At 57.7% G+C, this 26,864-nt stretch carries 24 protein-coding genes and 1 tRNA gene; 16 read left to right on the top strand and 9 right to left on the bottom strand.

Annotation, left to right across the window (positions count from 1 at the left end):
* Window positions 1–73 precede the first annotated feature (73 nt).
* Window positions 74–1,039: a LysR family transcriptional regulator gene (locus AC0KVQ_RS14170; protein ID WP_473421822.1), complete on the bottom strand. Its 966-nt coding sequence runs from the start codon at window positions 1,037–1,039 to the stop codon at window positions 74–76.
* A 135-nt stretch (window positions 1,040–1,174) separates the two neighbouring features.
* Between AC0KVQ_RS14170 and AC0KVQ_RS14165 the strand changes: the two genes are divergently transcribed.
* The 8 genes from AC0KVQ_RS14165 (at window position 1,175) to AC0KVQ_RS14130 (ending at window position 8,757) form a co-directional block, all read left to right on the top strand.
* Window positions 1,175–2,323, top strand: coding sequence for an iron-containing alcohol dehydrogenase (locus AC0KVQ_RS14165; protein WP_473421821.1), 1,149 nt, complete (start codon window positions 1,175–1,177; stop codon window positions 2,321–2,323).
* 11 nt (window positions 2,324–2,334) lie between these two features.
* Window positions 2,335–3,765: an MFS transporter gene (locus tag AC0KVQ_RS14160; RefSeq protein WP_473421820.1), complete on the top strand. Its 1,431-nt coding sequence runs from the start codon at window positions 2,335–2,337 to the stop codon at window positions 3,763–3,765.
* A 53-nt stretch (window positions 3,766–3,818) separates the two neighbouring features.
* Window positions 3,819–4,670 carry an aldo/keto reductase gene (locus AC0KVQ_RS14155; RefSeq protein ID WP_473421819.1) on the top strand — a complete coding sequence of 284 codons (852 nt, stop codon included), beginning with the start codon at window positions 3,819–3,821 and terminating at the stop codon, window positions 4,668–4,670.
* 25 nt (window positions 4,671–4,695) lie between these two features.
* Window positions 4,696–5,124, top strand: a complete 429-nt coding sequence (locus AC0KVQ_RS14150; protein ID WP_473421818.1) for a (R)-mandelonitrile lyase — start codon at window positions 4,696–4,698, stop codon at window positions 5,122–5,124.
* Between the two features lie 34 nt (window positions 5,125–5,158).
* On the top strand, window positions 5,159–6,142 hold the full coding sequence (locus AC0KVQ_RS14145; RefSeq protein ID WP_473421817.1) for an aldo/keto reductase: 984 nt from the start codon (window positions 5,159–5,161) through the stop codon (window positions 6,140–6,142).
* A gap of 88 nt (window positions 6,143–6,230) precedes the next feature.
* Window positions 6,231–6,887, top strand: coding sequence for a flavodoxin (locus tag AC0KVQ_RS14140; RefSeq protein WP_473421816.1), 657 nt, complete (start codon window positions 6,231–6,233; stop codon window positions 6,885–6,887).
* Between the two features lie 40 nt (window positions 6,888–6,927).
* Window positions 6,928–7,635 carry a DUF4405 domain-containing protein gene (locus AC0KVQ_RS14135; protein WP_473421815.1) on the top strand — a complete coding sequence of 236 codons (708 nt, stop codon included), beginning with the start codon at window positions 6,928–6,930 and terminating at the stop codon, window positions 7,633–7,635.
* A gap of 96 nt (window positions 7,636–7,731) precedes the next feature.
* Window positions 7,732–8,757, top strand: coding sequence for an MBL fold metallo-hydrolase (locus AC0KVQ_RS14130; protein ID WP_473421814.1), 1,026 nt, complete (start codon window positions 7,732–7,734; stop codon window positions 8,755–8,757).
* A 74-nt stretch (window positions 8,758–8,831) separates the two neighbouring features.
* Here AC0KVQ_RS14130 and AC0KVQ_RS14125 read toward each other — a convergent pair whose 3' ends face one another.
* The gene (locus AC0KVQ_RS14125; RefSeq protein WP_473421813.1) at window positions 8,832–9,851 is read right to left on the bottom strand and encodes an alpha/beta hydrolase; all 1,020 of its coding nucleotides are present in this window, start codon (window positions 9,849–9,851) and stop codon (window positions 8,832–8,834) included.
* A 104-nt stretch (window positions 9,852–9,955) separates the two neighbouring features.
* Here AC0KVQ_RS14125 and AC0KVQ_RS14120 point away from each other — a divergent pair, with 104 nt between their 5' ends.
* Window positions 9,956–10,879 (top strand): LysR family transcriptional regulator, encoded by a 924-nt coding sequence (locus AC0KVQ_RS14120; RefSeq protein WP_473421812.1) that lies wholly within the window; start codon window positions 9,956–9,958, stop codon window positions 10,877–10,879.
* A gap of 25 nt (window positions 10,880–10,904) precedes the next feature.
* Here the strand turns inward: AC0KVQ_RS14120 and AC0KVQ_RS14115 are convergent, their stop codons facing one another.
* Together AC0KVQ_RS14115 and AC0KVQ_RS14110 are read right to left on the bottom strand one after the other, a co-directional pair.
* Window positions 10,905–11,327 (bottom strand): carboxymuconolactone decarboxylase family protein, encoded by a 423-nt coding sequence (locus AC0KVQ_RS14115; protein WP_473421811.1) that lies wholly within the window; start codon window positions 11,325–11,327, stop codon window positions 10,905–10,907.
* 135 nt (window positions 11,328–11,462) lie between these two features.
* Entirely contained in the window at window positions 11,463–12,218 is a 756-nt protein-coding gene (locus AC0KVQ_RS14110; RefSeq protein WP_473421810.1) for an aldo/keto reductase, read from the bottom strand.
* Between the two features lie 2 nt (window positions 12,219–12,220).
* Here AC0KVQ_RS14110 and AC0KVQ_RS14105 point away from each other — a divergent pair, with 2 nt between their 5' ends.
* Window positions 12,221–12,346: a hypothetical protein gene (locus AC0KVQ_RS14105; RefSeq protein WP_473421809.1), complete on the top strand. Its 126-nt coding sequence runs from the start codon at window positions 12,221–12,223 to the stop codon at window positions 12,344–12,346.
* A 90-nt stretch (window positions 12,347–12,436) separates the two neighbouring features.
* Window positions 12,437–13,153: a site-specific integrase gene (locus AC0KVQ_RS14100; protein WP_473421808.1), complete on the top strand. Its 717-nt coding sequence runs from the start codon at window positions 12,437–12,439 to the stop codon at window positions 13,151–13,153.
* Window positions 13,154–13,226: 73 nt separating this feature from the next.
* Here the strand turns inward: AC0KVQ_RS14100 and AC0KVQ_RS14095 are convergent.
* Window positions 13,227–13,302: transfer RNA gene (locus AC0KVQ_RS14095), tRNA-Thr, on the bottom strand.
* 227 nt (window positions 13,303–13,529) lie between these two features.
* On the opposite strand from AC0KVQ_RS14095, the gene dctP reads away from it, so the two are divergent.
* Entirely contained in the window at window positions 13,530–15,674 is a 2,145-nt protein-coding gene (dctP, locus tag AC0KVQ_RS14090) for a TRAP transporter substrate-binding protein DctP (RefSeq protein WP_473421807.1), read from the top strand.
* Window positions 15,675–15,729: 55 nt separating this feature from the next.
* Here dctP and AC0KVQ_RS14085 read toward each other — a convergent pair whose 3' ends face one another.
* A complete protein-coding gene (locus AC0KVQ_RS14085) occupies window positions 15,730–18,018 on the bottom strand; it encodes a DNA internalization-related competence protein ComEC/Rec2 (RefSeq protein ID WP_473421806.1) in 2,289 nt (762 codons plus the stop codon).
* A gap of 165 nt (window positions 18,019–18,183) precedes the next feature.
* On the opposite strand from AC0KVQ_RS14085, the gene AC0KVQ_RS14080 reads away from it, so the two are divergent.
* Window positions 18,184–19,446 carry a 6-phosphofructokinase gene (locus AC0KVQ_RS14080; protein WP_473421805.1) on the top strand — a complete coding sequence of 421 codons (1,263 nt, stop codon included), beginning with the start codon at window positions 18,184–18,186 and terminating at the stop codon, window positions 19,444–19,446.
* Between the two features lie 67 nt (window positions 19,447–19,513).
* Here AC0KVQ_RS14080 and AC0KVQ_RS14075 read toward each other — a convergent pair whose 3' ends face one another.
* Genes AC0KVQ_RS14075 through AC0KVQ_RS14065 form a run of 3 tightly spaced genes read right to left on the bottom strand, consistent with a single transcriptional unit; the run spans window position 19,514 to window position 21,441 of the window.
* Window positions 19,514–20,428, bottom strand: coding sequence for a response regulator (locus AC0KVQ_RS14075; RefSeq protein ID WP_473421804.1), 915 nt, complete (start codon window positions 20,426–20,428; stop codon window positions 19,514–19,516).
* 2 nt (window positions 20,429–20,430) lie between these two features.
* Complete coding sequence (locus AC0KVQ_RS14070) at window positions 20,431–21,210, bottom strand: ParA family protein (protein ID WP_473421803.1); 780 nt, start codon at window positions 21,208–21,210, stop codon at window positions 20,431–20,433.
* A 36-nt stretch (window positions 21,211–21,246) separates the two neighbouring features.
* Window positions 21,247–21,441, bottom strand: coding sequence for a hypothetical protein (locus AC0KVQ_RS14065; protein WP_473421802.1), 195 nt, complete (start codon window positions 21,439–21,441; stop codon window positions 21,247–21,249).
* Between AC0KVQ_RS14065 and AC0KVQ_RS14060 the strand changes: the two genes are divergently transcribed.
* The 3 genes from AC0KVQ_RS14060 to AC0KVQ_RS14050 all read left to right on the top strand — a co-directional run bounded on the left by AC0KVQ_RS14060 (window position 21,428) and on the right by AC0KVQ_RS14050 (window position 26,638).
* Entirely contained in the window at window positions 21,428–23,341 is a 1,914-nt protein-coding gene (locus AC0KVQ_RS14060) for a methyl-accepting chemotaxis protein (protein WP_473421801.1), read from the top strand. The genes AC0KVQ_RS14065 and AC0KVQ_RS14060 overlap by 14 nt on opposite strands.
* A gap of 137 nt (window positions 23,342–23,478) precedes the next feature.
* Window positions 23,479–25,386, top strand: a complete 1,908-nt coding sequence (gene htpG / locus AC0KVQ_RS14055) for a molecular chaperone HtpG (RefSeq protein WP_473421800.1) — start codon at window positions 23,479–23,481, stop codon at window positions 25,384–25,386.
* Window positions 25,387–25,528: 142 nt separating this feature from the next.
* The gene (locus tag AC0KVQ_RS14050; RefSeq protein WP_473421799.1) at window positions 25,529–26,638 is read left to right on the top strand and encodes a VIT1/CCC1 transporter family protein; all 1,110 of its coding nucleotides are present in this window, start codon (window positions 25,529–25,531) and stop codon (window positions 26,636–26,638) included.
* Window positions 26,639–26,864 lie beyond the last annotated feature (226 nt).

The raw sequence follows: 26,864 nt of genomic DNA, 5'->3' as shown, positions 1-26,864 counted from the left end.
TTGGGTTGTCGGGATTATCTCAGCCTATGCCAGACCCCGTTTTGATTGGGGTCGTTCCTTTTTCACCACCCTGTTAAGTCAAAGTTCCAATCCCCTGGGTATGGGCAATTAACAGCTCATCTTCAGCAAGCACAAATTCCGTGTTGTCAGTCAGTCGTTCAACGACCAGGTCGATAAAACTGCGCACCCGCGCGGGTTGGGCGGTACGGCTGCCGTAGTACACGAACAGGCTGTGGGCATCCGTCATGTGTTCGAGCAGCAGCGGTACCAGGCGTCCAGAACGAATGTGTGATGCGGCGGTGGGTGCAGCTAACTGACCGATGACTTCACCTGCCAAGACTGCGCGCAATTCGAACTCTTCGTCGTTGGTACAGAAAGCGGGGGTGATGTGCTGATCCTGCAGGCTGTCGCCAACCTTCACCCGCCAGGGAACGATGCGGCCATGACTGGAGGGGCGAAAGGCACTGCAGCGATGCGCGCTCAATTCAACCAGGCTCTTAGGTACACCGTATTTGCGCAGATAGCTGGGCGCGGCGCAGATAATGAGTTGCAGCGGGAATAGGCGTCGTGCAATCAGGCCCTCTTGGGGGGCGTGACCGAGGCGGAATCCGACATCAACCCGATCCTCCACCCAGTTACCGATGCGATCGTCTAGCTGTACATCGGGCTGTACCTCCGGATAGAGCCGGCAATACTCATCCAGCACCGGCCCAATAACCGGCAGCAATACCGTTCGCGGGCCGACGATGCGCAGCGGTCCGGCGATGTCCTCCCTGGTCTGCCGCGCACCTTGCAGCGCTTGTTGCAAGCCAATCAAAGAGGGTTGGGCCGCTTCCAGAAATCGCTTGCCTTCCTCGGTCAGTGACATGCTGCGCGTGGTGCGGTGAAACAGACGCACCCCCAGGTACTGTTCCAGTTGCCCGAGCGCTTTGCTTGCCGCCTGTGGCGAGATCTGTTGTGCCTCAGCGGCTTTGCTCAGGCTACCCAGCTCGACAGTACGCACAAAGGTGGTGATGGAACGGAGTTCATTGATCGACATGGTATGCCTCCGGAGTAATTTACATATTTTAGTTGTAAATCATTCAACTTATTCATAGCTAGTTTGGTGTTTTCCTGGCGGTTAAAGTTGCGGCCATCGACATGCTCTGCACGTCAGCACCTCAAGGAAACGCACATGGATAACTTCACTTTTTTCAACCCCACCAAAATTGAATTCGGCACGGGCAAGGAACAACTGATTGGCCAGATCCTGGCCGAACACGGCATCCAGAAGGTGCTGCTTTGCTATGGCAGCGACCGCATCAAGCGCGATGGCCTGTTTGCCACAGTGAACAAGAGCCTGGCAGCGCAAGGCATCGAGTTCGTCGAATGCGGCGGCATTGTCAGCAACCCGGTTATTTCCAAGGTACGCGAAGCGATTGCGCTGGCGCGTGGTCACCAGGTTGGCGCCATCCTCGCAGTGGGCGGTGGCTCGGTGCTCGACAGTGCCAAGGCCATTGCCGCCGGTACGCTGCATGACGGTGACGTATGGGATCTGTTCATTGGCAAGGCCGCCATCACCAGCGCATTGCCAGTGTTCGACATCCTGACGCTCGCCGCCACCGGCAGCGAAATGAACAGCGGCGCGGTGGTGACCAATGAAGACACCAAGGAAAAATTCGCCATCGGCTCGGTGCATACCTTTCCCAAAGTCTCGATCGTCAACCCTGCCTTGATGCAGACCGTTTCGCGCGACTATCTGGTGTATTCGGCCGCCGACATCATCGCACACGCCATCGAGGGCTACTTCACTGCTTCCGTGCAGCCAGCATTCCATTCGCGCATGGTCGAAGCCATTATCACCACCGTGATTGAGACCACGGAAACGCTGCTGACCGATCCGACCAACTACGCCGCGCGCGCCGAGTTTGCCTGGGCCTCCACCCAGGCGCTCAACGGCCTGATCTACGCCGGCACGGCGGGCTTTAGCTACCCCAACCACATGATCGAGCATTCGCTTTCGGCCTTGTTCAATGTGCCGCACGGTGCGGGGCTGTCGGTCATCATGCCGGCCTGGATGAAGTGGTACCGCAGCCGTAATCCGGCGCAGTTCCAGCGTTTTGCCAAGCATGTATTCGGCGTGACCACGGCCGAACAAGGCATCGCCGCGCTGGAGAAGTGGTTCGACAAGATCGGTACGCCCACGCGCCTGTCGCAGCTCGGCATTACTGAAGCCGACCTGCCTGCCACCATCGAAAACGTGCTGGGCAATGCCAAGTGGTTCGGCATCGCCGAGATCTACACCCGCGATGTCGTGACCACCATCCTGACCAACGCGCGCTGAGGAAGTCCGAAGTGTCTTCCGATTCGCAACACAAGCCATCGGCAGCCGGTCCGGTACTCGCCATCATCATGGCGAGTTACCTGATGATCGTGGTCGACATTTCGATTGTCATTACCGGCTTGCCCAAAATCCAGGCAGGGCTGGGTTTCTCGCCGGCCGGACTGTCCTGGGTGCAGAACGCCTACACGCTGGCTTTCGGCGGACTATTGCTGCTGGGTGCCCGCGCCGGCGATATTCTCGGTCGCCGTCGCATGTTCGTTATTGGCTTGGGCATCTTCACGCTGGCCTCGCTGGCAATCGGGCTGGCGCAGTCGGCGGCATGGCTGTTGGTGGCACGTGCTGTTCAAGGCATGGGTTCGGCCATTCTTGCACCGTCAACGCTGGCCCTGCTTTCCACGCATTTCGCCGAAGGGCCGGCACGTACCAAGGCACTATCGCTGTACGCCGCAGCCGCTGGTATTGGCGCCACGCTCGGTTTGGTGCTGGGAGGCCTGTTCGCCGATCTTGTTTCCTGGCGCGCAGGTTTCTTTATCAACCTGCCGATCGGCCTGCTGCTGATCCTCGGTGCCCAGCGTTATATCCGGGAAACACCGCGCCATGTCGGCCGCTTTGATCTGGCAGGAGCTGCCAGCTCCACGTTCGGCATGACATCACTGGTTTATGGCCTGGTGCGTGCGGCCGAGCAAGGCTGGGGCGACAGCTTCACGCTGATGGCCTTATCGGTCGGTGCAGTCTTGCTCGCTGTCTTTGTACTGATCGAAGCGCGTGCCCGCCAGCCGGTGCTGCCGCTGCGACTGTTCGCCAGCCGCGAGCGCAGCGGTGCTTATACCGCACGCATGCTGTTTCTCGGTGGCATGGTCGGTTTCTGGTTCTTCAGCACCCAATTTCTGCAAGGTGTGCTGGGTTTCAGCCCGCTGCAAGCCGGGTTGGCCTTTCTGCCCACCACCATTCCGAATTTTGTCTCGGCCATGCTGGTGCCGCGTCTGACACGCCGTTTCGGGCTGGGGGCACTGTTGATTGGCGGTTTAACCGTCAGTGTCATCGGCCTAGCCTGGCTGGGACAAGCCTCGGCACACACAACGTATCTCACCGGAATTGCGCTGCCCATGATCCTGATCGGGCTGGGCCAGGGCTGTGTACTGGCACCACTGACCGTTTCCGCCGTGGCCGGGGTAGCCCCTGCAGATGCGGGCGCAGCCTCGGGCCTGGTCAATGTCGCACATCAGCTCGGGGGATCGCTTGGGCTGGGCATTCTGGTCGTAGTGTTTTCCGCAGTGACTCCCACCACGCACACCGGACCAGAAATACTGGCGCAGCGTATCGCCATGGTGATGGATACCAGCGCCGTCCTGCTGGCGCTGGCTTTGATCGTGACACTGGCCCTGATCGTGCCAGCACAGGCACAGAAGCGATTGGCGGCAACGCAGCAAGCAAGCGCCTGATGCGAGGCCCGTATTCACCGCTGATTTTGAGAAATTTGACAGGAGATTTTGCAATGCAAACAGTGGTTCTTAACAACGGCGTATCAATGCCAATGCTGGGTTTTGGCGTCTATCAGATGACCGATGCGACTGAGTGTGAAGCCAGCGTGGCCGAGGCGCTGCGCGTGGGCTACCGGCTGATCGACACCGCAGCGGCCTATGGCAACGAAGAAGCGGTTGGTCGTGCCATCGCAAAGAGTGGCATTCCCCGTGAGGAACTCTTCATCACCACCAAGCTGTGGCTTTCCGATGCCGACTATGAAAAGACCCAACGCGCTTTTGAGCGCTCACTGGCCAGATTACAGCTCGATTATCTCGATCTCTATCTGATTCACCAGCCGTACAGCGATGTGCACGGTGCCTGGCGGGCGATGGAGGAACTTTACGATGCCGGTCGCATCCGGGCGATCGGTGTGAGCAATTTCCATCCGGACCGCCTGATGGACCTGATCGTGCACAACCGCATCGTGCCAGCGGTGAACCAGATCGAAACGCATCCTTTCTGCCAGCAAACCGAGACTGCCACGTTCCTGCGCGAGAACGGCGTGCAGATCGAATCGTGGGCGCCGTTTGCCGAAGGCCGTAACAATCTGTTCAGCAACCCGGTACTGAGTGAAATCGCGTCCAGGCAGAGCCGATCGATCGCCCAGATCGTGTTGCGCTGGCTGTTGCAACGCGGCGTGGTCGCCATCCCGAAATCTGTTCGCCCTGAGCGTATTGCCGAGAACTTCCACATCTTCGATTTCGAGCTGGATGCTGACGAGATGACTGCAATTGCGGCACTGGATACCGGCAAGAGTGCTTTCTTCGATCACCGCGATCCGGTCATGGTGCGGTGGCTGGGCGAAGCGTTGCGCAACACCTGATTCCATCACCCGCAGAGGCATATTCATGACGAAAACAACTAATACCGAATCTTCAGTCGTTACTGTCGCACACGCCGGTACCCATAAAACCTTTGCCGGCCCTGCGGAATGGTTCACCGGCACGGTCAATGTCGAGATGCTGTTCACTGCACCAGAACCCGCTCGTGTATCGGGCGCATTGGTGACTTTCCTGCCCGGCGCGCGCACCGACTGGCATGCGCATCCGCTGGGCCAGACACTGGTGGTTACCGCCGGCTTCGGCCGTATCCAGCACTGGGGCGGTGCTATTCAGGAAATCCGCCCGGGCGATGTCGTCACCATCCCGGCCGGGGTCAAGCATTGGCATGGCGCCGCACCCGACACGGCCATGTCCCATATCGCGATCCAGGAAGCGCTGGAGGGCAAGAGCGCCGACTGGATGGAAAAGGTCAGCGACGTGCAGTACTTGCGCTGAGCTTCCTCAACACTTTCTTGGCAAGGAATAGAGCATGCAAAAACGCAAATTGGGAATGGGTGGACTTGAAGTCTCGGCAATTGGTCTTGGCTGCATGGGTCTGAGCTTTGGCTATGGCCCGGCTACGGATAAAACGGCAGCGATTGAATTGATTCGCCGCGCCTATGAACTTGGCGTGACCTTTTTCGACAGCGCCGAAGCCTACGGCCCCTTCACCAACGAGGAACTGCTGGGCGAAGCGCTGGCCCCTTTTCGTGACAAGGTGGTGATCGCCACCAAGTTCGGCTTTGCGGGTGGCAAGGTGGCGGATGGCGTGGATAGTCGCCCCGAGAACATCCGTGCCGTGGCCGAAGCTTCACTGCGCCGGCTGAAGACGGATGTCATCGACCTGTTTTACCAGCATCGCGTCGATCCGAACGTGCCGATGGAAGACGTGGCCGGTGCGGTAAAAGACCTGATCGGTGCGGGCAAGGTGCGTCACTTCGGATTGTCGGAAGCTGGCGTGGAATCCATTCGTCGTGCCCACGCGGTGCAGCCGGTGACCGCGCTGCAGAGTGAATATTCGCTGTGGTGGCGCGAACCGGAGCAGAAAATCCTGCCGCTACTGGAAGAACTGGGCATCGGCTTTGTGCCTTTCAGCCCGCTGGGCAAGGGGTTCCTCACCGGCGCCATCGATGAAAATACCCAATTCGACAGCACGGACTTCCGCAATATCGTGCCGCGCTTTGGCGAAGACGCGCGCAAGGCCAACCGGGGTCTGGTCGAGGTGCTGGGCGATCTGGCCAGCAGCAAGGGCGTGACCCGGGCGCAGATTATCCTTGCCTGGCTGCTGGCACGCAAACCCTGGATTGCACCGATTCCTGGTACCACGAAATTGCATCGGCTCGAAGAAAACATCGGCGCTGCCACCGTGGAATTGACTGCCGATAATCTGAATGAAATCGAGGCTGCGCTAGCTGGCATCAAGGTCAAAGGCGACCGTTATCCGCCGCATTTGCAGCAACGCATAGACCGTTAAGCCGACGAAATCTAAGGCCATGAACGGACACATCACCAAGTGGTGTGGCTATAGCCGCCGTGGTGCCAGGATAAATGAGGAAAGACTGATGAAACAGAAAAACGATCTTGCCGGGGGTGTCGATCAGGCAGCAACTCGTCGTGCGTTCCTTCGCCATGCCACGATGGGCTTGGCTGTGGGGATCGCTGGCACGGTGCTTGGCAAACCGTCCGTGGCTCATGCTGCAGAAAGCAAATCGGGCAAGGTATTGATTGCCTATTACTCACGCACAGGAACAACGCGCGAGGTGGCACAGCAAATCCAGCAGCGCACTGGCGGCGATTTGTTTGAACTCATCACCACTCATTCCTACCCCAAGGAGTACCGTGCGACCACCAATCAGGCCAAGCGGGAGTTGCAGGAAAACTTCCGCCCTCAGCTGACTGCGACAGTTCAGAACATGGCGGCTTATGACACGGTGTTCATCGGTTTCCCGAACTGGTGGGGTACGCTGCCAATGGCCTGTTTCAGTTTTCTCGAGCAGTACCCACTCGCGGGCAAGACGGTGATTCCGTTCTGTACGCACGAAGGGAGCCGCTTTGGCAGCAGCCTTGACGATCTCCGTGCACATTGCGGCAATGCCCGTATCCTCGAAGGGCTGGCCCTGCGCGGCGGTGGTGTGGATCGCGTGGCGAGGGAATCGGTGCGTCAGGAAATTACCCAGTGGCTACGCGGGCTTGGCTTGGCATCGGGTAGCGCCGCGTGACGCAATCGGATTTGCTGACTGTGCCGTGCGAGTTCCGGTCATGATCCGCAGCCTGCTCAGAAAACTCCTGCTCGATGGCGCGATGCTTGCCTTGGTCATGCTCGGCTTTGCCTATGAACTCACCGGCAGTACGGTTCATGAATTGCTGGGACTGTTGCTGCTGAGCCTCTTTTTGCTTCACGGCGGCTGGAACTGGGCATGGTTCAGCAACCTGCGCAAGGGGCGCTATCGGGGCACGCGGATGGTATCGCTCGCGCTCAACGGGCTGTTGCTGGTGTCCGCCGTGTTGATGATGGTCAGCGGCATGGTCAATTCAGATCTGCTGTTCCGTGTCACCGGTATCGAACTGGCATGGTTGCCGCGTGAACTGCATACAGCATCGGCGAACTGGTTTCTGGTGCTGATAGCTATCCATTTGGGGCTGCACTGGAAGCTCGTGATGGTTGAGACCAATCGCTTGCTCAGGTTGAGCGCCCCCTCAGCGCTGCGCCGAGGCGTGCTGCCCATTCTTGCCGTTTTCATTTCAGGATTCGGTGTGTACGCCTCGCTGGAGCGTTCCCTGTACGCACGCATGATTGCGTACTACTCGTTCGAAAGCTGGAATTTCGATGTATCTGTGGCCGGATTTTTTGTTCAGTACCTGGCCATCATCGGACTGTATGCCAGCGTGGCGCATTACGCGCTGTGCTTGGCCAAATCACCCGCTTCGCGCGTCTCAACACATGATGCAACAACAAAAGGAGGCTGACCCTTGCAACAAGAAATCGTACTGGTACTCGATGGACCTGTCTGGCGCAGGTCCGGGAAATGGAAATTCATGGCCCTTGTGGCCGGAGTTGTGATCATGAGTGTTTTTGCCTTGACAATGCGTTTCCAGCCCCCGGCCTATGACTACTCCCCCCAATTTCGGGATGGCCGCTTTCACAATGTTGTCCCACGGCCTGAGCGCGGTTTTCTGGAAGGCATGGCCTTATGGTGGGATTTCCTGTTTGATAAACCGGCCGGCACCACGCCAGACCGCGTAATCCCGGTGCAAACGCTGACGCAGGCCGGGTTGCTGGCTGCGCCGGATAACAGCGTCTGGCGCCTTGGGCATTCTAGTCTGCTCTTCAAGCTGCACGATAAATTCTGGCTCACCGATCCGGTGTTCAGCCAGCGGACCGCGCCGGTGCAGTGGTTTGGCCCCAAGCGCTTTCATGCACCGCCGATTGCATTGGAAAATCTGCCGCCGATCGAGGCCGTGATCATCTCGCACAATCATTATGACCATCTGGATCATGCAACCATCATGGCGCTGAATGGGCGGGTGAAGCACTTCATTGCGCCGCTCGGCGTGGGCGCCACACTGATTTCCTGGGGTGTGCCAGCCAGCAAGGTGCAAGAGTTGGACTGGTGGGATCGAACCAGCATCGATGGCATTCGCGTTGTCGCCACGCCTGCCCAGCATTTCTCCGGCCGTGGTCCGGGTAATGCCAACCGTACGTTGTGGGCATCCTGGGTCATCACCGGCAAGGGGTTCAACCTTTTCTTCAGCGGCGATAGCGGCTACTTCGATGGATTCAAGAAGATCGGGCAGATGTTTGGCCCCTTCGACATGGCCTTTCTGGAAACGGGTGCGTATGACAAACGCTGGGAATACGTGCACATGCTGCCAGAACAGGCCGTACAGGCATTACAGGATCTTGGCGGCAAGTGGCTGTTTCCGATCCACAACGGCACTTTTGACCTTGCCATGCATACCTGGGACGATCCGATGATTCAGATCACCCGGCAGGCAACCGAGCAGGGAATTTCGCTGTCAATGCCGGTCATGGGTGAACGTATTCAATTTACTGAACCACGGTCTGGGCGCGTTTGGTGGCGCGATTGATGAGGGTACGCATTTGCCAGCCGGCTTGAATTCGATTCACTCCAAGCCGGAATTACTCCGAGGTCCAGCGGCAATCAAGGGATATGCCGGCTCCAGAACCGGGTAGCAGCATGTACCCAGCCTTCGGCACGAGTTCCGGTGCCAAGTCCGAAACCATGACCCACACCCGGATAGCGATGGAATTCGACTTCGGTGCCGGCCTGGCGCAAGGCCGTGACACGCTGTTCCATTACGGCCGGTGGGGCGATGCCATCCTGCTCGCCGACGGCCACGAATGTAGGCGGTTCACCCGATGAATAATCCGAGTGACCCGTATAAGCCATCACGACAGTCGCCGGCTTGGGGAGTGGCTTCCCGCCAAAGGCGGCGACCCCATGGGAGCCGATACTGGCGGCCATTCTTGCACCGGCCGAGCTTCCCCACAGCGAATAGCCTTGGGCGCTGATGCCAAGTGTTTGTGCGTTCTTGAAAAGATACGAGATCGCGGCAGCCATATCTTGCGTTGCCACACTGCCACCCTGGCCGACCCGGTATTTCAGGACAAACGCGTTGTAGCCCGCTTTGTTGATCTCCATCGCATACGGAAACCCTTCATGCAGCGAGCCAACATATGAAAAACCGCCACCCGGCGCGATGACCGCAAAGGGCGCACCCGGTTTACCCCGGAAAAAGAACAGCCCGGTATTGCGCTTTACCGGTTGTGCCTGTTTTTGAGCTTCGGTGTAAAAATCGTAAAACACGGTACTACCGCTGCGCACATCATCCACCATGCGATTCAGCGCCTGCACGGCAATTTCCGGATTGACATGGCTGTGATACGGCAGCAGCGTGCCGATCTGGCTAAGCGGCATGTTCTCGTCGTAATGACGATCATCCCAGGGCAAGAGCAAACGCGCATAACCAGCAAATGCCGGGTGGTTTAACAGATGCAGGATGGGGCTGCTGGTCCGTAAATGTTCACCCTGCTCGGCCTGCACGATACCTCGATCTGGGTCGTCCAAAGTCTGTGCATCACTTTTTTTGGTCTCGACCAGAACAGTTGCCATGAATACCGACAGTGTCGTAATCGCCGTCCTGAATTTGCCCATGGTCATGTGCCTTTGTCTTGTATTCGAGGTTAAACGATTCTTTCTGGAACCAAATTTACTACCAGCATTTCTTAGTGATAAGTTGGTTAAATCAGGATGGGGTAATAAGAATGCCTAATAAATCCATGCCACATGAGAATTTCAATGATCTTGCCGCCTTTGCCGTGATTGCCAAGGAGCGGAGCTTTACCCGTGCGGCGGCCCAGCTTGGGGTTTCACAATCTGCCCTGAGCCAAAGCATGCGGGCTCTGGAAGAACGGCTTGGATTACTGCTTCTGACACGCACCACGCGCAGTGTATCGCCGACAGAAGCTGGTGAACGCTTGCTGCGCACCATCAAACCCCGGTTTGATGAGATCGAGATTGAGCTGGCAGCATTGCGTGAATTGCGTGATAAACCTGCGGGGAAAATTCGTATCACCGCAGGCGAACATGCCGCGCTCGCCGCCTTGCAGCCAGCTCTGGCGCGTTTTTTACCCAAATACCCAGACATCCACGTCGAGGTGACGGTAGACAATGGCCTCACCGACATTTCAGCCGAACGTTACGATGCTGGCATCCGGCTGGGCGAGCAGGTGGCCAAGGACATGATCGCTGTGCGCATCAGCCCCGATATGCGCATGGCGGTGGTCGGCTCCCCGGACTATTTCGCTGTGCATACGCAGCCCATCACGCCGGAAGATCTCCCCGCGCATAACTGCATTGGCATGCGGCTGCCGACCTATGGTGGCGTATTTTCGTGGGAGTTCAGCAAGAATGGGCGCGAGATGAATGTCCGGGTCGAAGGCCAGCTCATCGTCAACAATATCGGATTGCGTGTGAGTTCTGCCTTGTCCGGACTGGGGCTGGCTTATATGCCGGAAGATCAGATCACCGCGCATGTTGAAGCAGGCCGCCTGGTTCGGGTACTGGAAGACTGGTGCCCCACCTTTCCTGGCTATCACCTGTATTACCCGAGCAGAAAACACCAATCGCAGGCATTTTCCCTATTGGTGGATGCGTTGCGCTACTCGGGTAATCGAGGGGTTGGTTGACGCCCTCGGGCATGCGTGCAAACGTTCATTTCTTCTTGAAAACATCCTTGGCCACACCGACTGCGGTGACTGCATTGGGCCAGCCCGAGTAAAACGCCATGTGCGTAATGGCCTCGACCAGTTCTGACTCGGTCACGCCATTTTGCTTGGCAAGTGCCAAGTGCGATCTGAGCTGGTCCGGACGATTCAATGCAACCAGCGCACTGACGGTAATCAGGCTGCGATCCCGCTTCGACAGTTGTGGTCGCTCCCAGATGTCGGCATACAAGACGTTGTCGGTGAGTTCGGCCATCTTGGGTGCAATGTCACCCATCAACTGCTGGGCGCGGGACGGCTGTGCATTAGCAGCGCCGCCTGTTGCCGATGCTGGCTTAGATTCAGCATGGACCATCGCCGTTGCCAGCAATAAGCCCGTCGCCAAACCGGCAGCCATGCACTGCTTTTTCATAAAACTCTTCACCAATACAATTCCTTAAAAATGCTCGTGCCGTAATGCACAGAAATTCGAGGCAAGGCAGGCTGCCCGGCCTATGCGTGGACGATCTCGACTGTATTTCGAGGCAAGATCGTCCGCTGCACCGCGTTACTTCAGGGGCGCCTCGACGCCGCTGTAGGCTTGCACTACCGGTGGCAGGCGTTCGCCCTGGATCGTGATCCCCGCCAATGCCGAATTCAGTGAGGCCTGCTCGTCGGCGCTGAAGGTGACTTCTGCCGCACCGATGTTGTCGAGCATGTGCGCCATCTGGGTGGTGCCGGGAATCGGCACGATCCACGGCTTCTGCGCCAGCAGCCAGGCGAGCGCAATGCGGGCAGGCGTCGTATTCTTGCGTTCGGCCCAGGTCTTTATGAGCTTTACCAGTGCCAGGTTATTTGCCCGGTTCTCGGACGAAAAGCGGGTTTCCGTCTTGCGGAAATCGCCGTCGGCAAAGTTTGTTCTTTCGTCGATGGCGCCGGTGAGAAAGCCCACCCCGAGCGGACTCCAAGGAACAAAACCGATACCCAGCTCCTGGCACACGGGCAGGACTTCTTGCTCCGGGCCACGCCAGAGCATCGAATATTCGCTCTGCACGGCCGTGACGGGCAGTTCGGCATGCGCGCGGCGCAAGGTCTTCAGCCCCATTTCGGACAAACCCCAGTGCAGTACCTTGCCTTGGGCCATCAAATCTTTGATAGCGCCGGCAACGTCTTCGATTGGCACCAGAGGATCGACACGGTGCTGGTAGAGAAGATCGATGCGGTCTGTGCGCAGGCGCTTGAGCGAGCCTTCGACGGCCAACTTGATATGGTCAGGACGGCTGATGAGGCCCGGCCCGCGCCATCCAAGGACTTGGCGCAGCACTGATGATGGCGCTGAGCATGGCCTATGTTGCCGAGATCGTACCCAAGGAGAGAGCTGGCAGCGCTATGGGGCTACTGGGCACTGCTTCAGCCATCGGTACCGCACTGGGACCGGCATGGATGCGCTAACACATGCTATCGAGGGTTATCTCACCTTTGCGCAGCATCGAGGATATCCGCCGAACCTGCCGGACATTGGATGATTACATGGGACACCTGATGCTCGACCAGATTACTGGCGACACGATCTGGAAAGTGACTCAGAGTGAGTTGAATAAGGGGTTAAAACCCGCTTCGGTGAATCGCACCTTAGCCACGATTCGTTGCCTGCTGCGCATGGCACGCGATGAATGGCAGTGGGTGGATACCTTCCCGAAGATTCGACTCTTGCCCGGCGAGGTAGAGCGGGATCGTTGGCTCACTCAGGAGGAAGCTACTCGCCTGATTGCCGCCTGTCCGCCTCATCTGGCCGCCGTGGTTCGCTTCGCCCTGGCAACGGGGTGTCGTGCCAAGGAAATCACCGGACTGGAATGGGGGCGCGTTGATTTGGACAGGCAAACCGCTTGGCTGAATCAAACCAAAAATGGCACGCCGCGAGGTGTTCCGCTGAATCGTAGTGCGGTGTCCGTGTTGGAACAGCAGCGGGGAAAACATCCTCGCTATTGTTTCACCTACAACGGTGAACCGATCCGCTGGCAGTTGAGCAATTCCGCTTGGCTGACAGCTTTGGAGCGAGCGGGAATTACTGATTTCCGCTTCCATGATCTCCGCCACACTTGGGCATCTTGGCATCGTCAGGCCGGAACATCGTGCGACGAACTCAAGGACTTGGGTGGCTGGAAATCGCGTTCCATGGTGGATCGCTACGCTAAATTTGCTACGGAGCACTTGTCCGCAGCTGCCGCACGGATCGAAGGTTGTCAGGGGGGAGCGTAGTAAATGCTGCTACGTTTTCGCTACGGCGCAAAAAACAAAGGGGCTAGCATTTCTGCTAACCCCTTGATGTTCTTGGTGCCGGCTGCCGGAATCGAACTGGCGACCTACTGATTACAAGTCAGTTGCTCTACCTACTGAGCTAAGCCGGCGAAACAGGAGCGGGATTCTATCCTTGTATTTCGACCGGATCAAGCCGGTTGATCGAATAAATATGCGTGCATGGTTTGATAGCACTTGTCCGCGCTTGCTCTGCCTGGCAATCAGGCCGGTATTTTGCCCTTCCATCCAGGGTTGTGCAGCGGCCCAAACACCGGATTCGACCCGCCTGATCTTTCATGAGATAAATATCCAAAACACATAAACGAGGGGAGACGGTATGCGTATTTCTCGAAAAATCATGCTGATGGTTTGCCTGGCAGCGCTGGCGTGTTGCGCCATGTTTGCGGGGGCAATTTATGGTTTCTCGACTATCGAGACGCTGCTTGCCAATGTATCGGCGGCAGACAATCAGGCACTGTCACAAGCCTTGTCCTTTGCCCGCATGGTGATGCTGGGTTTGCTGCTGGCCGCTTTGCTGGTTCTGGGGCTGGCTGGCATGCAGTTGCTGCGCACGATTGTGAAGCCTTTACGGGAACTGGAAACCACGCTGGCCAGCGTCCGTGACAGCCTGGATTTCACCACGCAAATCGAGGTGCAGTCCGACGACGAGATTGGCCGCATCCAGGAAGCCTGTAACCAGTTGCTGGAGAAATTGCGCAAGAATTTCGCCGATATCCATCAGGCCATCGAGCGTCTGCAGGAAGCAACCGAAGAAGTCAGCCAGTCTTCACGCCGGATTGCCCGCAACTCCCAGGTACAAAGCGATTCGTCCGTGAACATGGCCGCAGCGGTCGAAGAAATGACAGTGAGCATCTCCGTGGTTGCACAACAGGCCAACCAGGCCAGCGAATTCACGCAAGAATCTCATGCCATTGCACAAAACAGTGCCAACGTGATCATGCAAACCGTGCATGGCATCCAGCAGATTGCCGACAATGTGCGCGACGCCGCCAGCTGCATCAAGGCGCTGCGCACGGACTGCGACAGCATATCCTCCATGGCCAGCATGATTCGAGACGTGGCGGACCAGACCAACCTTCTGGCACTCAACGCGGCCATCGAAGCCGCCCGTGCCGGCGAACAGGGGCGCGGATTTGCCGTGGTGGCCGATGAAGTGCGCAAGCTGGCGGAACGGACCACCCACGCCACCCAGGAAATCACCAGTCTGGTCAGCCGGATGCAGGATAGCGCCCATGCCGCCGAAGCCAGCATGGGGCACACCGAAAGCAGTGTCAGCGGCCAGGTGACCCATGCGCGCGAGGCCGGAGAATCGATCGAAAAGATCAAGTCCGGGGCCGATACAGCGGCGCACGTGGTGGCAGAGATTTCCGATGCGATGCGCGAGCAGGAGACCGCCAGCTCCGCCATTGCCCGCAACATCGAGCAGATTGCCCAGATCAGCGAGCAGAATGCCTCATCGGCCACCATGTCGGCCAAGGGCATGAGCAAGATCATCGAAGCCGGCAACGATGTCGTGCAGATCCTGTCTGCATTCCGCATCAGCACCGCGCCGGAAAAAATCGTGCTGCGTGCAGCATTCCCGAACACCGACGATCACCCTGCGGTGCGTACTGTGCGCGCCATGGCAGACATCCTGAACGAGCGCACCGGCGGCCGCATCACGCTCAAGGTTTATTCCGGCGGGGTATTTGGCGCGGAAAAGGAAACGCTGGAGCAGGTCAAATCCGGCATTCTGGACATCAGCCGCGGCAATGTCGCATTGCTCAGCAAGGAGTGTCCGCTGGCCGGCGTTGCTTCCCTGCCCTATCTGTTCAGATCGATCGATCATTTGCGCACGGCCATGCTGGGCGCGCCGGGGCAGGAAATCCTGGCATCCTGCGCCCAGGCGGGTTATATCGGTCTGGCCGTGTTCGAAAGCGGCCTGCGTTCGATCTACAGCAACAAACCCATTCATTCCATCAGCGACATGCGCAGTGTGAAGATGCGCATCGTGCAATCCGATCTGTGGACTGCGATCGTGCAGGCGATGGGTGCAGTACCCGTTCCGCTGCCACAGGATCAGGTTACGGTCGCAGCCCGTACCGGCCTGATCGATTGTGCCGACAACAGCCTGGTTGTGTTCGATAGCTACAAGCATCATGAGGCATTCAAGTATTACTGCCAGACCGAACATGCGGCAGTGCCGGAACTGCTGCTGTTCTCGCAAAAACGCTGGAGCACGCTCAGCGCGGAAGACCAGGCAATCATCAGGGAATCGGCACAAGCCGCGCTGCCGGCCTTGCGTCGTTTCTGGCAGGAACGCGAAGAAATCGCCCGCAAAAATGCCATTGCCGCCGGGACCAGCTTTATCGCCAATGTCGACAAGAAATCGTTCCAGGATGCGATGCGCCCGGTTTACGACAAATTTGCGGCTTCCGCCCAGCAAAAAGCGTTGGTACAAGCCATCGCTGCCATGCGCTGACAGATACACACAGCCCTTGCAGCCCATTGCCGGCCGCAAGGGCATGGTGGCTCCTTCACTCCTCCTGATGCAAAGTCAGGTGCCAGTACCGTTTGCGCCGTAAGCGCCATTGCGTCAGCGCAATCGTTTCGCCGACATCGAATATCAGCGCGCCACTTTGATCGGTGCGCAGATTGCGTGCGCCGGCGGCAGTAAACCGCGCCAAGGTATCCTGACGCGGGTGGCCAAAGTGATTGCGGTAACCCACGGAAAAAACCGCAAACTGCGGTTTGAGCGCATCGATCAGCGCTTGCGAGGAAGATCCCTTTCCGCCGTGGTGTCCGGCCACCAGAATTTCCGCTGTCGGCAAACCGCTGGCAATCAAGCGTAGTTCCTCCACGCCGCCCAGATCGGCGGGAATCAGCATGCGATGCTTGCCGTTATCGATCAGCAATACGCAACTGTTGGCGTTATCCTGCTTGCTGGCAAAGCCTTCAGGCGGCCAGAGCAAGCGAAAATCGACACCATCCACGTGCCAGGTCTGGCCTGCCAGACACGATTGCCGCCTGGCAAATGGCACCAGCCAGGGCAGATCTCCCGGCAAACCATGCTGAATGTGGCGAATGGGCAATCCCGTCAATAAGATCTCTGCCCCGCCCATATGGTCCGTATCGTTATGGGACAGCACCAGCCTATCGAGATAAAACCGTCCTGCCGCGCGCAGGGCTGGCTGAATCACGCGCTCGGCATTCGAGGCAACGCCAGTATCAAACAGCAAGGAAGAATTTCGCGTTTCAACCAGCACCGACAGGCCCTGCCCCACATCCAGCACCGTGGCCCGGTAAGTTCCGAGTGGCAAGGCTGCCGGTCTGAGCACAAACAATGGCAACAACAGCAGCGGCCCCAGCCAACGACCCGGCAAACCTCGCGGGGCCAGCAGCAGCAATACGCCCACCCCGGCAGGCAGGATTGTCCACATGGGCGGCGGTACAAAGCTGATTTGCGCCCAGGTCCACGCCGCGCACCATTGCAGGAAAACATCCACCCAGGCCAGCACTTGCGCGCTTGCCTGCAACAGGTAGCCGCTTGGATCGAGCAGCCCGGCCAGCGCCAGCGGCGTAACCAGCATACCGACCACGGGAATCGCAACGGCATTGGCCAGAGGCGAGACCAATGGCAGTTGCCCGAACACTGCCAGCAGAATGGGCATCGAACCAAGCGTGGCCGCATATTGGGCCAGAACCCAGGATTGCCATTTAGGGCCAGCGGCCATACGATTGCCGCCCACCCACAACAGCACGCCGACAGTCAGGAACGACAACCAGAACCCTACTGACAGCACGGAAAACGGGTCGATCAATACCACCACCGCCAGGCAAAACGCCCAGACCGCACTGATCGCAGCGGGCCTGGCTCGCCACAGGCACCATGCCACTGTCATCAACATGAACAAGGTGCGCTGCGTAGGCACAGCCATGCCAGCCAGCGCAGCGTAGCCAAGCGCAGTGACCACACCAGCCACCAAGGCCGCGCGCAGAGCGCTGAAACGCGAAACCAGTCCGGGAATGCGGCGCCATAGCCAACCGGTGATTGCTGCGGCCAAACCGGCCAGCATCGTGACATGCAAACCAGAAATCGAGACCAGGTGCGTGATGCCGGTTTTGGCAAAACGCTGCCATTGTTCCGGGCTGATGCCGCTCTGATCACCGACCGTCAACGCCACGATCACTCCCGCATAAGGCGAATCCGGCAAAGCCGTGTTCACCTGCTCGCGCAAGGTGGCACGCAGACGCGTCAGCCAAGCGGCTACGGCCATGCCTTCCAGCTTTTGTCCGCGCTGCACGGTGGCTGTCGCACCGATAGCCTGCTGCAGGAACCAGCTTTCCAGATCAAAGCTGCCAGGATTCATGGGCCCGTGCGGGCGCTTGGCCTTGATTTGCAGATGCCAGCGCTCTCCCGCCCGCACACGCTCCGGATCGCCATACCAGCTGACCTGGATTTTGCCGGGCAAGGCCATGCCCGTTTTCAACGCACGACCCGGTACGAACAGGAAGCGGCAACCATAGCGGGTAGCTTGCGGCAGGCTCGCCACATAGCCCTCGACCTCGATGCTGCGACCTTCCAGCTCGGCCTCCAGCCGATCTGCCATGCGCCATTGCGCACGCATCTCCGCATAAGTGAAGCCGGCAATCACCAGCATGCATGGCAGGATGGCAGCACGCTTGCCGGGCATATATATGCAGCCGATGATGGCCAGCACCAGCAAAGCCAGCGACCAGCCCAAAGAAGGCAAAGCCGGCAGACATTGCAGCAGGCAGACCCCGAGTACAAAACACGCAATATTGATCAGGTAAGTGAGCAGCATCCGCTCAGCTTAATCAAAAAATTATTAAAACTGAAAGATAAAAGAAATTAAAAAGAAAGAATTTGAGTTTATGCCAAATCTTCAGCAGATTTCACGTCAATGAAGCTGGCGCCGATTTGCTAGAATGCTGAAACAACTCACCCGTTCGCTTACGAGAGAACATTCATGACGATCAAAAATGCCTTCTATGCCCAATCCGGCGGCGTCACAGCCGTAATCAATGCCAGCGCCTGCGGTGTTCTGGAAACCGCGCGCCAGCATCCGGACAAGATCGGCAAGGTTTTTGCCGGCCGCAACGGCATCATCGGCGCACTGCTGGAAGAACTCATCGATACCAGCCTCGAATCCGCAGAAGACATTGCCCGCCTGCGCCATACCCCATCAGGTGCTTTTGGCTCCTGCCGCTACAAGCTCAAGTCACTGGAAGCCAACCGCGAGCAGTACGAGCGCCTGATCGAAGTCTTCAAGGCTCACGATATCGGCTATTTTTTCTACAACGGCGGCGGCGATTCGGCCGATACCTGCCTGAAGGTTTCGCAGATTTCCGAAGCGCTTGGCTACCCGATCCAGGCCGTCCATGTTCCCAAGACCGTGGATAATGACCTGCCCATCACCGATTGCTGCCCTGGTTTCGGCTCGGTCGGCAAGTACGTGGCGACCTCGATCCGCGAAGCGGGTTACGATGTGGCTTCGATGTCACGCACCTCGACCAAGGTTTTCATTCTGGAAGTGATGGGCCGTCATGCCGGCTGGATTACCGCAGCCTGCGGTCTCGCATCCGAAGCCGAGGGCGAGGGTCCGCATATCCTGCTGTTCCCGGAAATTGAATTCGATGAAGAAAAATTCCTGGCCAAGGTCAAGGAAACAATCGAGAAATATGATCACTGCGTGATCGGTGTATCGGAAGGCATCAAGGGCAAGGATGGCAAATTCTTTGCCGAATCAGGACTGAAGGATGCGTTTGGCCACGCGCAACTGGGCGGTGTTGCGCCGGCAATCGCGCAACTGATCAAGGACAAGCTCGGCTACAAGTATCACTGGGCCGTGGCCGATTACCTGCAGCGTGCTGCGCGCCATATCGCATCGAAAACCGATGTGGATCAGGCCTATGCACTGGGCAAGGCTGCGGTGGAATTCGCGCTTGCCGGCAAGAATTCTGTGATGCCAGCAGTCCGCCGCCTCTCCGATGCCCCATACACCTGGGACATCATCGAAGCGCCGCTGGCCAATGTTGCCAACGTGGAAAAGTTCATGCCGCGCGAGTTCATCACGGCAGACGGTTTCCACATCACCGAGGCTTGCCGCAAGTATCTGAGCCCGCTGATTGCCGGCGAAGACTTTCCGCCGTTCAAAAATGGCCTGCCGGATTATGTGCGCCTGAAAAAAGTACTGGTACCGAAGAAGCTGAACAAGGAATTCAAGCTGTAATTTCAGCTACTGCCCAAAGTACAAAGCCGCTCATGCAGAGCGGCTTTTTTTCATGTTCAAACGATGGCTAGCGCTTCACGCGCGCCAGCACCGTACTGCCATTGCCAAAATATTCCAGCGCATCGAACGACAGTTTTCGCGCCAGTGAAATGCCGCGCCCATGCGGATCAAAGGCACGCTCTGTCGAAAAATCCAGATAGGGGCGCCAATCAAACCCGCTGCCTTCGTCTTTCACCGCAATCGTCACCAGTTCATCGTCGGTGCGAAAAGCCACGCGTACCCAGCGATCAGCCAGGGTCGGCTCCTGCAGGCGACGTTCGATTTCCGTTTGCCAGGCTCCTTGTTGCAACAGCCGGCTTTTTTCAGCGTAACCGATGCCAAGATTGCCATGTTCGACCGCATTGATCAGCAACTCGGAAAGTCCAACCGCCACGCGCTGGGGATTGGGGCACGCCTGAGACAAAAGCAGGGTCAGCTGCCTGGCTTCGCCCAGGGTGCGGAAGCGGAAGTCACCATTGACCAGCAAGCGAAAGCTTGTGGCTTGCTCCGCCAGTTGCTGCTCCAGTCCAACGCGCTCACGGTGGAACCCTACCGCAGCCGCCACGATGCCCAGCAAAGTATCGCGCTGGAAAGGCTTGACCAGGTAGTAATACGCGCCAGCAGCCAAGCCTTCGCGCACACTCTCGGCAGCGCCCACCGCAGTTTGCATGATCACCGGAACATGCCGGCAGGCGGGATGCTGGCGGATCTTGCCCAGCAACTGCATGCCATCCATGCGCGGCATCATGCGATCGAGCAGGATGGCATCGAACTTCGCCCCCTGCTGCTGCAGAATTTCCCAACCGGCAACGCCATCTGCCGCCGTGGAAACGATATAGCCGGCATCAGTCAGGTGCTCGGACAGGATTTCCAGATTGAAAGGCTCATCGTCCACCACCAGCACATGTGCCGGCAATATCTGGTCTTCTCCGAAATCATTCATGTTCAGGTCCCTGCCCGACCCAGCTCGGCATACAGCGCAGAGAACTCCTGCGCGATCTTGTGCCGGTTATCCAGGTTTACCAGCGGTGTGGCCCGTTCGTGCGATTCGCGCACCTTCACCGAGCTGGAAAGCCTATTTTGCAGCACCGGCAAGCCTTGGGCTTCAAGCTCGGCGACCAATCGCTGCGGCAGGCTTGCGCGCGGCTGGAACTGGTTGACCACAATGCCTTCCACGGCCAGATCGCGGTTATGGTCGAGCTTGATCTCTTCGACCCGTGCCAAGAGGCCCAGCAGGGCATCGCGCGAGAAGGTATCGCAATCGAACGGGATCAGGCAGCCGGTAGCGGCAATCAATGCGGACAGGGTGAAGAAATTGAGCGCCGGCGGGGTATCGATATAGATCTCGTCGAACTCGTCGGCGAGCTCCTCAAGGCTTTCCTTGAGCTTGTAGATCTTGTAGCGCGATTCGAGCTTGGTCTGCTGCTCGGCAATAGCCGGATGCGACGGCATGATGTAAAGCTGGGCGAATGGCGTGGGGTGGATAAAAGCCTGCGTCGGTTTGGCATACAGGCTGAAATTCAGCACCTGATCAAAAAAATCCGCCAGTGTCGGACTGATATCGCTGAGCTGCTCGCCCAGCAGGTAGTGACTGGAATTGCCTTGCGGGTCGAGATCGACCACCAGCACTTTTTTGCCCTGTCTGGCCGCCACCGCCGCCAGATTCACCGTGATCGTCGATTTGCCGACACCACCCTTCTGGTTGAACACCACCCGACGCATCATGCTGCACCTCTGGTTGTAACACAGAATTTCACTATATCATGCACCGCAGCATGCGACTAAACCAAATCCGGCACTGATTTTTCCAGCGAATCCGATCTGGATCTGCCACATTTCTACAATAACAGCACCAAAAACATAGGGGACAATCGTGAGCATGAATTTCTTATTGCGGGGCAGCATCAGGAAAAAGCTATTCATCACATCGACCGCGCTGGTCGTGATTCCCATCATCAGCATCATCATCCTGCTCAACTATTCGCTGACGCGCAAAGCCGAAGAAGATTTCCTGGCCCGCGCAGGCGGCGAAATGCGGCAAGTCGATAATGTCATCACCGTGCTGCTCGATAGCGCGATGCTCAACCTGGAATTGATGAGCAGGCATGGCGCCACTCAGCAGATCGACGAATCCATCAACGACTATTCGGCACGTACTGACGATACCGATCTGAAAAACCTGAGCCGCAGTCCGGTAGAAACCGAGCTTTTCAACCATTTCCGCCTGATTGGTGAAACGCACCCGGATTACATCGAACTCTACATGGGCACCAGGTTCGGCGGCTTCATTACCAATGATCAGGGCAAGGTCAAGGCCAGCTACGATCCGCGCAAACGCCCCTGGTACAACGATGCGCTGCAAAAGAAGGGGGAAGCCAGCGTAGCCAAAGCCTACCAATCGACCAATGGCGAAAACGTCACGGCCGTGGTCAAGGCATTCACCAACAGCAACGGTGAAGTGCAGTTTGTCAGCGGCATCGATATCTCGCTCAAGCGCCTGACCGAGATCATGAACAACATCAAGATCGGCGAAACCGGATACGTATTGCTGGTGGAATCCGATGGTACGGTACTCACTCACCCTTCCCGCAAAGAACTGATTACCAAAAAGATCGAAAGTCTCAACATTCCAGAGCTGACCTCTGCAGTCCAAAACAATGCGGACGTTTTCCGTTACTCGATTGACGGCGTTGAAAAAGAAGGCAAGGTACTGGCCGCCAGCCGGGGCGGATGGAAGCTGGTCAGCGTGATCGACCGCAGCGAGATCGTTTCCAGTGCGCGTGAAACCATGTACATGCTTGCGATGGTGGGGCTTGCCTTTACTGTTGCAGCCATCCTGCTTGCCTATGCCATGGCCAACGGCATCACTTCCGGGGTGCGGCGCATCAGCAGCATCATGCAGGAAATCGCCCAAGGTGGCGGGGATCTGACCCGCCGGATTGAAATCGATGGCGATGATGAAATTGCTGAAACAGCACGATACTTCAACCGTTTCCTGGAACAACTGCGCACGCTGTTCTCTGATATCCAGCAAGAGGCCGCCCAGCTGACGGAAGGTGTGCACAGTGTCAATCACGTACTGGGCAAGCTGGCGGATGACTTCAGGGATCTGGCTGATCAAAGTTCAAGCAACGCGGCAACCATCGAAGAAATCACCGTCAGCATTGCCCACATCGCCAGCAATGCCGGCGAAGCGGACACGCTGGTCAGGGATACCAGCCATATTTCCACCGAATCGGCACAGACCGTGACCGAGGTGGCAGAAAAAGCCGGCCAATCCGCCAGGGAAGTGGAAAGTCTATCGATATTGCTGGAGCAATTGAACAAGCACTCCCAGGAAATCAGTGGCATTACCCAGGTCATCAAGGAAATTGCCGATCAAACCAATCTGCTGGCCCTGAATGCGGCAATCGAAGCCGCCCGTGCCGGAGAACAGGGGCGTGGCTTTGCTGTGGTGGCGGATGAAGTCCGCAAACTGGCAGAGCGCACCGCATCGGCCACGTTGCAAATCACGAAAATGACAGAAGGTATCTGTAACCAGACCGGCACTGCCGTCAAGGATATGCACCATACGCTTGAATCGGCACAAGTCGGTGTCAGCTATTCAGAAGCGGCAGCCACCAAGATCAACAGCATCCAGAATAATATGGATCTGGTCCGCAACAAGATGGAGGAAATTGCGCTGTCTACCCGTGAAGAGCAGACGGCGACCACATCAATGGCCCAGAGCGCGGAACACATCACCAGCCGCATGCAGCGTTCTGAAAACGAGTTGCAGAATGCTACCAACACCCTGCAGGAACTCGACAGGCTGGCAGAGGGGCTGCAAAGCAAGTTCCGCTCTTTCAAGATGTAAGCGTAACGGTGTTCCCATAAAAAAGGTGGCAATATTTGCCACCTTTTTTGATGGGTGCCATGCGGCTTGAAAGCCGATGGATAGCCCCCACCTTGGGCAAGGTCAAACCCTTGTATCGTTTAGCTGGAGATCTGCCCATGACCAAGGAAACCCTCGGTTTTCAGACTGAAGTCAAACAACTGCTGCAGTTGATGATTCACTCGCTGTATTCCAACAAGGAAATTTTCCTGCGCGAGCTGGTATCCAACGCATCGGATGCCTGCGACAAACTGCGCTTCGAAGCACTGCATAACGAAGCCCTGCTCGAGGGCGATGGCGAACTAAGGATCCACGTCGCCTTCGACAAGGATGCCCGCACGCTCACGATCCGCGACAACGGCATCGGCATGAGCCGCGAGGAAGTAATCAAGAACATCGGCACCATTGCCCGTTCCGGCACCAAGGAATTCTTTAGCCAGCTCTCGGGCGATGCCAAGAAAGACGCCAACCTGATCGGCCAGTTCGGCGTGGGCTTCTATTCCGCCTTTATCGTCGCAGACAAGGTGACGCTGACCACGCGTCGCGCCGGCCTGGTATCCAATCAGGGCGTGCGCTGGGAATCGGCCGGCGATGGCGAATTCACCATCGAGGAAGTCGAAAAGGCCGATCGCGGTACCGAGATCGTGCTGCACCTGAAGGAAGGTGAAGACGAGATTCTTTCCGACTGGCGCCTGCGCAGCATCATCCGCAAGTATTCCGATCACATCACGCTGCCGATCCAGATGCAGAAGGCACCGGGCTACGATAAGGATGGCAATGTCGAAATCTCGGACGAAATCGAAACGGTGAACAAGGCCTCCGCGCTGTGGGCACGCAGCAAGAGCGAGATCAGCGAAGAGGAATACACCGAGTTCTACAAGCATGTGGCGCATGATTTCGAAGACCCGCTAACCTGGAGCCACGCCCGTGTTGAAGGCCGCCAGGAATACACCGAGCTGTTGTATATCCCCAAACGCGCCCCGTTCGACCTATATGACCGCGAGCGTCGCCACGGCATCAAGCTCTACGTGCGCCGCGTATTCATCATGGAAGATGCCGAAAAACTGCTGCCGCAATACCTGCGCTTCGTACGTGGTGTGATCGACAGCAACGATCTGCCGCTGAACGTCAGCCGTGAAATCCTGCAGCACAGCAAGGATATCGAGCAGATCAAGGCCGGTTGCGTGAAGAAGGTATTGGGACTCCTGGAAAGCCTCGCCAACTCGGACGATACATCAGACAAGGAAAAATACGCAGCCTTCTGGGCCGAGTTCGGCAAGGTGCTCAAGGAAGGCGTGGGCGAAGACTTCGCCAACAAGGAGCGTATCGCCGGCCTGCTGCGCTTTGCTTCCACGCACGCGGATACCCCGGAGCAGATCGTCAGCCTCGCTGATTACATCGGCCGCATGAAGGAAGGCCAGGAAGCCATCTATTACATCACGGCCGAATCGTTCGCCGCCGCCAAGAACAGCCCGCACCTGGAAGCCCTGCGCAAGAAAGGCATCGAAGTGCTGTTGCTCTCCGACCGTGTGGATGAATGGGTAGTTGGCAGCCTGACCGAGTTCGACGGCAAGAAGCTGCAATCGGTGGCCAAGGGCGAGCTTGACCTCTCCAAGTTCGAAGACGAAGCCGAGAAAAAACAGCAGGCAGAAGCCGCCGCAGAACTCAAGGATGTGATCGAGAAAATCCAGGAAACCCTGGGTGAAAAGGTCAAGGAAGTGCGTGTGACGCATCGCCTCTCGGAAAGCCCGGCCTGCCTGGTGGTCGACAACAGCGACATGAGCGCCAATCTGGAGCGATTGCTGAAGTCCGCCGGGCAGGATGTGAAGGCCGCCAAGCCGATTCTCGAGATCAACCCGGCCCACCCGCTCACGCAGAAGATCAAGGGCGAAATGGGTAAGGAACGTTTTGCCGACTGGACCGAAATCCTGTTCGACCAGGCCACGCTGGCCGAAGGCGCGCAACTGGAAGATCCGGCCGCCTTTGTGAAGCGCCTCAATGGCCTGATGCTGGACCTGGCCCGCTGATACGCCGTTGCACTCCCCTGACGCCACCGCCTGTCGGTGGCGTTTTTCTTGAAGTATTGCCATCAGACCGATTCGCCATCATGTTTGGGAAATGGATGGTTGTATCGGTACTCACTTTCTCGGGTTCGCAGGCAGAGGGGTCATGAAAGAAATCAAACGCTACCGTGAAAACCTGCAGGACGAAATCGACGGCGCCGCGCTGTATGCCAGCCTGGCCAGGCGGGAAAAGAATCCCAACCGCAAGGATCTTTTTCAGCAACTGTCCGAATCAGAAGCCGAACACGCAGACCTGTGGCGCGATAAGCTACGCCATGAGGGCGTGATCGATCTGATTGAGCAGCCCAGCCTCAAGACACGCCTTTTGATCTGGCTCGCCGATCGCTTTGGCCCGGCTTTTGTACTGCCGGCGATCGCCATCAGTGAATCTGCAGATCGTGACAAGTACGCCAGTCAGCCTGATGCGCTTGCCCTGTCGGCCGAAGAGCGCGGGCACGCCGCCGTGATTCAGGCTGCTGTGAATCAGAATGCAGTGGCAGGAGGCGCAGATATCGTCCGAGCGGAACACTGGCATCGCGGCGCTTCCGGCAACGAATTGCGCGCAGCAGTGCTGGGCGTGAATGATGGTCTGGTATCCAATTTCTGTCTGGTGATGGGCGTGGCCGGAGCCGGTGCAGCGCCCGCAACGGTTCTGCTGACCGGTGCTGCCGGGCTGGTCGCCGGGGCCTTTTCCATGGCGCTGGGCGAATGGCTATCAGTAGCCAATGCACGCGAACTGGCACGCAGCCAGCTCGACAAGGAAGCCGAAGAGCTGGCACAAACACCGGAATCCGAACAAAAAGAACTGGCACTGATTTACCAGGCCAAGGGGCTGGCACGCGAAGATGCCCAGCGCATTGCTGCGCAAGTCATGCAGAACCAGCAAACGGCACTGGATACCCTGGCACGTGAAGAATTGGGAATCGACCCGGAAGAGCTCGGCGGCAGCCCGTGGCGCGCGGCGGGCGTTTCGCTGCTGTTATTTGCGATTGGTGCCATCGTACCGGTGCTGCCCTTCATCTGGCTGCAAGGTAACGCTGCAGTCGGTTTGAGCTGCGGGCTCAGCCTGCTGGCGCTGGGCGGAATCGGCATGGTCACAGCCCTGTTCAATGGGCGCGGCTTTGCCTTTTCGGCCGCTCGCCAGATCCTGTTCGGCGGTGTTGCCGCAGCCATCACCTACGGGGCCGGGATACTTTTTGGTGCATCCATTGCCTGAGAACTTGTTCACGATCTTGCTGCGAAGCCGTGATCAGGGCTCATGTGCTGCTCAAAATCCTCATGTACTCCCTGTACATTCCGGTTTTTGCGCTGCTCTTTACCCCGCTGACGGCTTCTCGCTACAGATCGTGAACAGGTTCTGAGGCCCATGCCTTTCAAGGTCTTTTCCCTGCTGCCTGTTTGAGGATGCGAGCGGTGGAGACATGTGAGCGGGCGATGGAGCC

The sequence above is a fragment of the Formivibrio sp. oc-25 genome (genome assembly GCF_055810895.1).
The sequence above is the reverse complement of the archived record's forward strand: the minus strand, read 5'-3'. Positions and strand labels throughout refer to the sequence as shown.